Origin of the sequence: Borrelia crocidurae (assembly GCF_000825665.2) — a bacterium.
Classification (GTDB): domain Bacteria; phylum Spirochaetota; class Spirochaetia; order Borreliales; family Borreliaceae; genus Borrelia; species Borrelia duttonii.
On the sequence record NZ_LN609267.1, the window covers coordinates 189473 to 193817 of the forward strand.

Consider the following 4345-nt stretch of genomic DNA (forward strand, 5'->3'; position numbering starts at 1 on the left):
ATTTTAGCAAATAAGAATTAATTTCAGCATCACTAGGCCTTACATAACAAGGTCCTGATAAAATATCATCACCCTGTTTACTCTTGAAGTACTTTGCCTTACCAAGATCAGTCAAAACTGCACCAAAAGTACGCATATCATTAATAACTCTAAACCTACTTTTAAATTTTTCATAAATAAAATCAATGTCATTACCCACAATAACAAATTTACAGTCAAGTTCATTCAAATATTTCAACAAGTCTATTTCAGAAAAACAAACAATATTACCACACAATTTAAAATCTCTATAATGCCCAAGAAAATATCTACCTGCAGTAAAACTTAAAACTAGAATATCCGACTCTGTATGAAACAATCTTACACAAACATCAAAGGTAGGAATATTAACAAAAGGAATTGAAAGTCCTAAGGAGAGACCCTTAATAAAACTTAAACTAATTCTTAACCCCGTAAAAGAACCAGGCCCAGAAGAATTAATAAGTAAATCAAGATTACCAAGATCAATATTTTTATCTAATATAAAATCATTAAATAATTTGGGCACATTAAGAACATTATTGACTCCACTCTTGTTCATAATAAGAAACAAAATTTCTTCGTTAATTTGAAAATAAATCAATAAATTTTTATATGAATATTCAATTGCAAGAGTATTCATTATCAAATTCCAAAATCCTACTATCATCTTTAATTTTAAATTTTAAAAATCTCAATCTGTCTTTAGGTAAAATATCAACAACCATATCTGGCCATTCAATAGCTATTATAGATGACATATCCAATAAAAGCTCCATTCCACCAATAAGCTCAAATTCATCTAAAAGATGCAAACGATACAAATCAATATGATAAAATCTAAAATTTGCAAATTCATAAACATTAATAATGTTATAAGTCGGACTTACAAAAAAAGAAATCCCAAGATTTAAAGCCAAACCTTTTAAAAAAGTCGTCTTCCCAACACCTATCTCACCATAAAGAGCAAATATTTTACCAATAGGTAAAGGATTAAAAAAAGACTTAGAAAAAGTTATCATCTCATCTTCTCTTTTAAAAGATAATATCAAGGAAGTTCACCTTTTGTATTAAGTTCAATGACATGCCTTTTAATTGCAACCATCAAACTTAAAACAGGATAATTGAGAGGCTCCAAAAACTCAATAGTAACATGTTTTTCGTTTAAAGGTGTTACTTCTATTATAAATTTTACATGTTTAACCTCCCTAAAACCATTATATTCATAAAAAGCATCAGCAAAATACACACTTCTATAATATATGTGACTACATTCTTTTTTTATATTAGCAAGAGAAATGAATTTCACAATACCAGCCCTTTTAAATAAATCCCAAGAAGCCAACATAGAAATATTTTATTTAGCGCTATTTTTAAAGATGGGATTTTCATTCTTAACTTTTAGTGTGCTCTATAGCAACTATCCGTAAAAAAATACTTAAACCCCCAAATTTAGTGAGATGTCGCAAAAAATAACTCTAATCCCTATAATTAAACTTCCCAGGAAACTATTAATTTTTTATTTCATAAACAATTTTTTTAAAACTTTCAATATCTTCAATTGCCAAATTAGATAAGATTTTTCTATTAAGCTTAATATTAAGTTTTCGCAAACCCTCAAAAAATCTTGAATAACTTATTCCCATACCCGTCAAAGCAGCAGAAATTCTTACAATCCACAAACTTCTTAAATCTCTTTTACGAGTCTTTCTATCTCTTGTAGCATACATCATACCCTTACGAAGAGTATCTTTAGCTTTCTTATAATTACTTTTTTTAGTACCCCAAAAACCTTTGGTTTTCTTTAAAATTCTCTTTCGTCTTGCAACATGAACTATTCCATTTTTCACTCTAGCCATATAATCTCCTAAAACAACATTTAAACATAAGGCAATAAGGTTTTAATTCTCTTAACTTCAACATTTGAAACCAAACCTGACTTACCTAAATTGCGCTTTCTCTTTGCAGATTTCTTTGTTAAAATATGTCTTAAATTTTGCTTTTTATATTTAACTTTACCCTTTGAAGTAAAAGCATATCTTTTTCTTGCACTTTTGCATGTCTTCATTTTTGGCATTTATACTACATCTCCTTATCAATTACTTCCTAGATTTAGGTGCAATAATTAAGAACATTGTCTTCCCTTCCATCTTAGCTGGTGATTCTAAAATATAATTAGAATCACCTACGCGTTCCAGAATGCTCTCTAAAATCCCATATCCTAAATGAGTATGAGCAAGTTCTCGTCCTCTAAATCTTATAGTAACTTTTACCTTATTTCCTTCTTTGAGGAATCCTAAAATATTTTTATACTTAAAATCAAGATCATGAGTATCTATTTTGGGTTGCATCCTAACTTCTTTAAGTTTAATGATTTTCTGATTTTTTCTTTGCTCTTTTTGACGCTTTTCCTGATGAAATTTGTACTTTCCATAATCAATTATTTTACAAACAGGAGGCAATGCATTTGGCGAAATTTCAACCAAATCAAGCTCAACATCTCTAGCACATTTAATAGCATCTTCAATTGGCAAAACAGATTGAGTACCATCATTAAAAATAACTCTAACTTCACGAGCCTTAATTCTATGATTAATTCTCAATTCTTTATCACCTGACCTCGACCTATCTCTATCCTTACCGGAATTTCTATTTATCATCTAAAAATACATACTCCTCAAACAGTATTAATCAATAACTAATTTTAATATACCTTCCGTAAAAAGTAAATTCGAACACAGATCTATTAAATACAATAACAAAAGAATTACCACAAAATTCTAAAAAATACAAATGCAATTGATTAATAAATAATTTAAAAGTAAAATCTACTTATTATGAATGTATTTTTAATCGTAAGTTTACCTTTGGTCCTTAAAATATACATGCAAATAAAACATCCTCAATTAAAATTGGTAAAACAAACCTACACATATGCAATGTCAATATTGCTTGCAGCAACTATTTTTTCTTCATTATATCTGATAGAAGAATTCATACTATATAAAAATTTGCTCATAAACTATCAAACAAAATTTGACTTAATATATTCAATATTCATTAAAGAACAAATTTACTACTATATCTTTCCATTATTCATATTCACATTTTTCTTCACATTAAACCCAAATTCATTATTAAGAAACAATCCAATATTTTTAATATATTTTGCATTTGGACTTGTTTTTTCTAAAAATATTTCTCTCCTCATAACAAACAGCAAAGTTTTTGGTACATACGAATATATTAAAATACCATTGATACATATGTTAGAACTAATATTCACAGCAATTATATGTGAAAAAGGAATACGACTACATTTAACACAAAATATAAATGGGTATCAAGCAATTTTTATTCCTATCTTAACCCTAGAAATAATTATCACATTTTTAAAAGTATTTATTTTAATTAACCAACAAATATACTCTCTAGCTATATCACTAATATTATTAGGAATAACAATCTTAAACAAAAAAGCTATTGGAACTATAAAATAATGTTACATAAAATAAATATTTTACTTATCACAATAATCTTAATCTCATATCTCAGCTGCACAAAAGATAAAATTACAGACAAAGATTTTAGCTATGTCATCATTTTTTCAAATGCAACAGAATATTTTTTTAAAATCAAAAATACCCCATTTATCCAAGAAAATATACTATTTATAAATGAAAAAGATATCGAAAATATTAAGGAAAAACTAAACAATATCGAAAAAATACTACTTACACATAAGCTAAATAACGAAATACTAAATACTGAACAAATAAAAAACAAAACCTTCTATCTCTCAGAAATTAAATTCTCATTAAAAAAAGCAATAAATTCTATATTTAATGATCCTTCAATAGATCTAACAACTTCATTAATCATAAGAGATCATACAATAAATCAAGAAGATTCCAAATATTTAGAAAAATTTGCACAAGATCATAATATAAATATTACTACCATAGACGATAAAAATATTTCTCACATAAAAAACTTAATTACCCCAAAAATAACAAAAGCAATCATATTTTCAATGAGAAACAACCACATTTTTTTAAAAAAATTATCAGAATCATCATTATTTAAACAAATAGAATTCATATTGATTGGCAATATAAAACAAGACATAAAAGAAGTGAATGTAAAATATGTAATCAGCATTAATGTACCCACTGTAAGTAAAATAAATAAAAAATAAAAACAAAAATTTTAAATAAGAACTCAATAAGAATGAAAACAACAAAATAAATTCGAATGTTAAAACAATATAATCAAAATAAAATACTCTATTACTTTAATAATAACTTAAGCAACAATGGTCAAAAAA

The 4345-nt window shown here is 26.3% G+C and carries 8 protein-coding genes; 2 read left to right on the forward strand and 6 right to left on the reverse strand.

Going from position 1 to position 4345, the window contains the following annotated elements; genetic code table 11:
• The 6 genes from tsaB to infC form a co-directional block, all read right to left on the reverse strand.
• A partial coding sequence (gene tsaB / locus BN1173_RS00935; protein WP_082020223.1) for a tRNA (adenosine(37)-N6)-threonylcarbamoyltransferase complex dimerization subunit type 1 TsaB occupies window positions 1–688 on the reverse strand: 688 nt, incomplete at its 3' end.
• Entirely contained in the window at window positions 642–1070 is a 429-nt protein-coding gene (gene tsaE / locus BN1173_RS00940; RefSeq protein ID WP_025400575.1) for a tRNA (adenosine(37)-N6)-threonylcarbamoyltransferase complex ATPase subunit type 1 TsaE, read from the reverse strand. The genes tsaB and tsaE, both read right to left, overlap by 47 nt.
• Window positions 1067–1327 carry a hypothetical protein gene (locus tag BN1173_RS00945; protein ID WP_025400576.1) on the reverse strand — a complete coding sequence of 87 codons (261 nt, stop codon included), beginning with the start codon at window positions 1325–1327 and terminating at the stop codon, window positions 1067–1069. The genes tsaE and BN1173_RS00945 overlap by 4 nt, the downstream gene beginning before the upstream one ends.
• Window positions 1328–1529: 202 nt before the next feature.
• A complete protein-coding gene (gene rplT, locus BN1173_RS00950) occupies window positions 1530–1877 on the reverse strand; it encodes a 50S ribosomal protein L20 (RefSeq protein ID WP_014696077.1) in 348 nt (115 codons plus the stop codon).
• 20 nt (window positions 1878–1897) lie between these two features.
• Window positions 1898–2095 carry a 50S ribosomal protein L35 gene (gene rpmI, locus BN1173_RS00955; protein ID WP_012537956.1) on the reverse strand — a complete coding sequence of 66 codons (198 nt, stop codon included), beginning with the start codon at window positions 2093–2095 and terminating at the stop codon, window positions 1898–1900.
• A gap of 22 nt (window positions 2096–2117) precedes the next feature.
• On the reverse strand, window positions 2118–2678 hold the full coding sequence (gene infC, locus BN1173_RS00960) for a translation initiation factor IF-3 (RefSeq protein WP_040235979.1): 561 nt from the start codon (window positions 2676–2678) through the stop codon (window positions 2118–2120).
• 177 nt (window positions 2679–2855) lie between these two features.
• On the opposite strand from infC, the gene BN1173_RS00965 reads away from it, so the two are divergent.
• Window positions 2856–3518: a hypothetical protein gene (locus BN1173_RS00965; RefSeq protein ID WP_040235982.1), complete on the forward strand. Its 663-nt coding sequence runs from the start codon at window positions 2856–2858 to the stop codon at window positions 3516–3518.
• Window positions 3518–4216: a hypothetical protein gene (locus BN1173_RS00970; protein ID WP_052456016.1), complete on the forward strand. Its 699-nt coding sequence runs from the start codon at window positions 3518–3520 to the stop codon at window positions 4214–4216. Before BN1173_RS00965 ends, BN1173_RS00970 begins: the two co-directional genes overlap by 1 nt.
• Window positions 4217–4345 lie beyond the last annotated feature (129 nt).

Excerpts from the sequence above, each read along its gene's own strand:
- rplT (WP_014696077.1), bottom strand. The coding sequence starts at position 1,877 with ATGGCTAGAGTGAAAAATGGAATAGTTCATGTTGCAAGACGAAAGAGA.
- BN1173_RS00970 (WP_052456016.1), top strand. The coding sequence starts at position 3,518 with ATGTTACATAAAATAAATATTTTACTTATCACAATAATCTTAATCTCA.
- infC (WP_040235979.1), bottom strand. The coding sequence starts at position 2,678 with ATGATAAATAGAAATTCCGGTAAGGATAGAGATAGGTCGAGGTCAGGT.
- rpmI (WP_012537956.1), bottom strand. The coding sequence starts at position 2,095 with ATGCCAAAAATGAAGACATGCAAAAGTGCAAGAAAAAGATATGCTTTT.
- BN1173_RS00965 (WP_040235982.1), top strand. The coding sequence starts at position 2,856 with ATGAATGTATTTTTAATCGTAAGTTTACCTTTGGTCCTTAAAATATAC.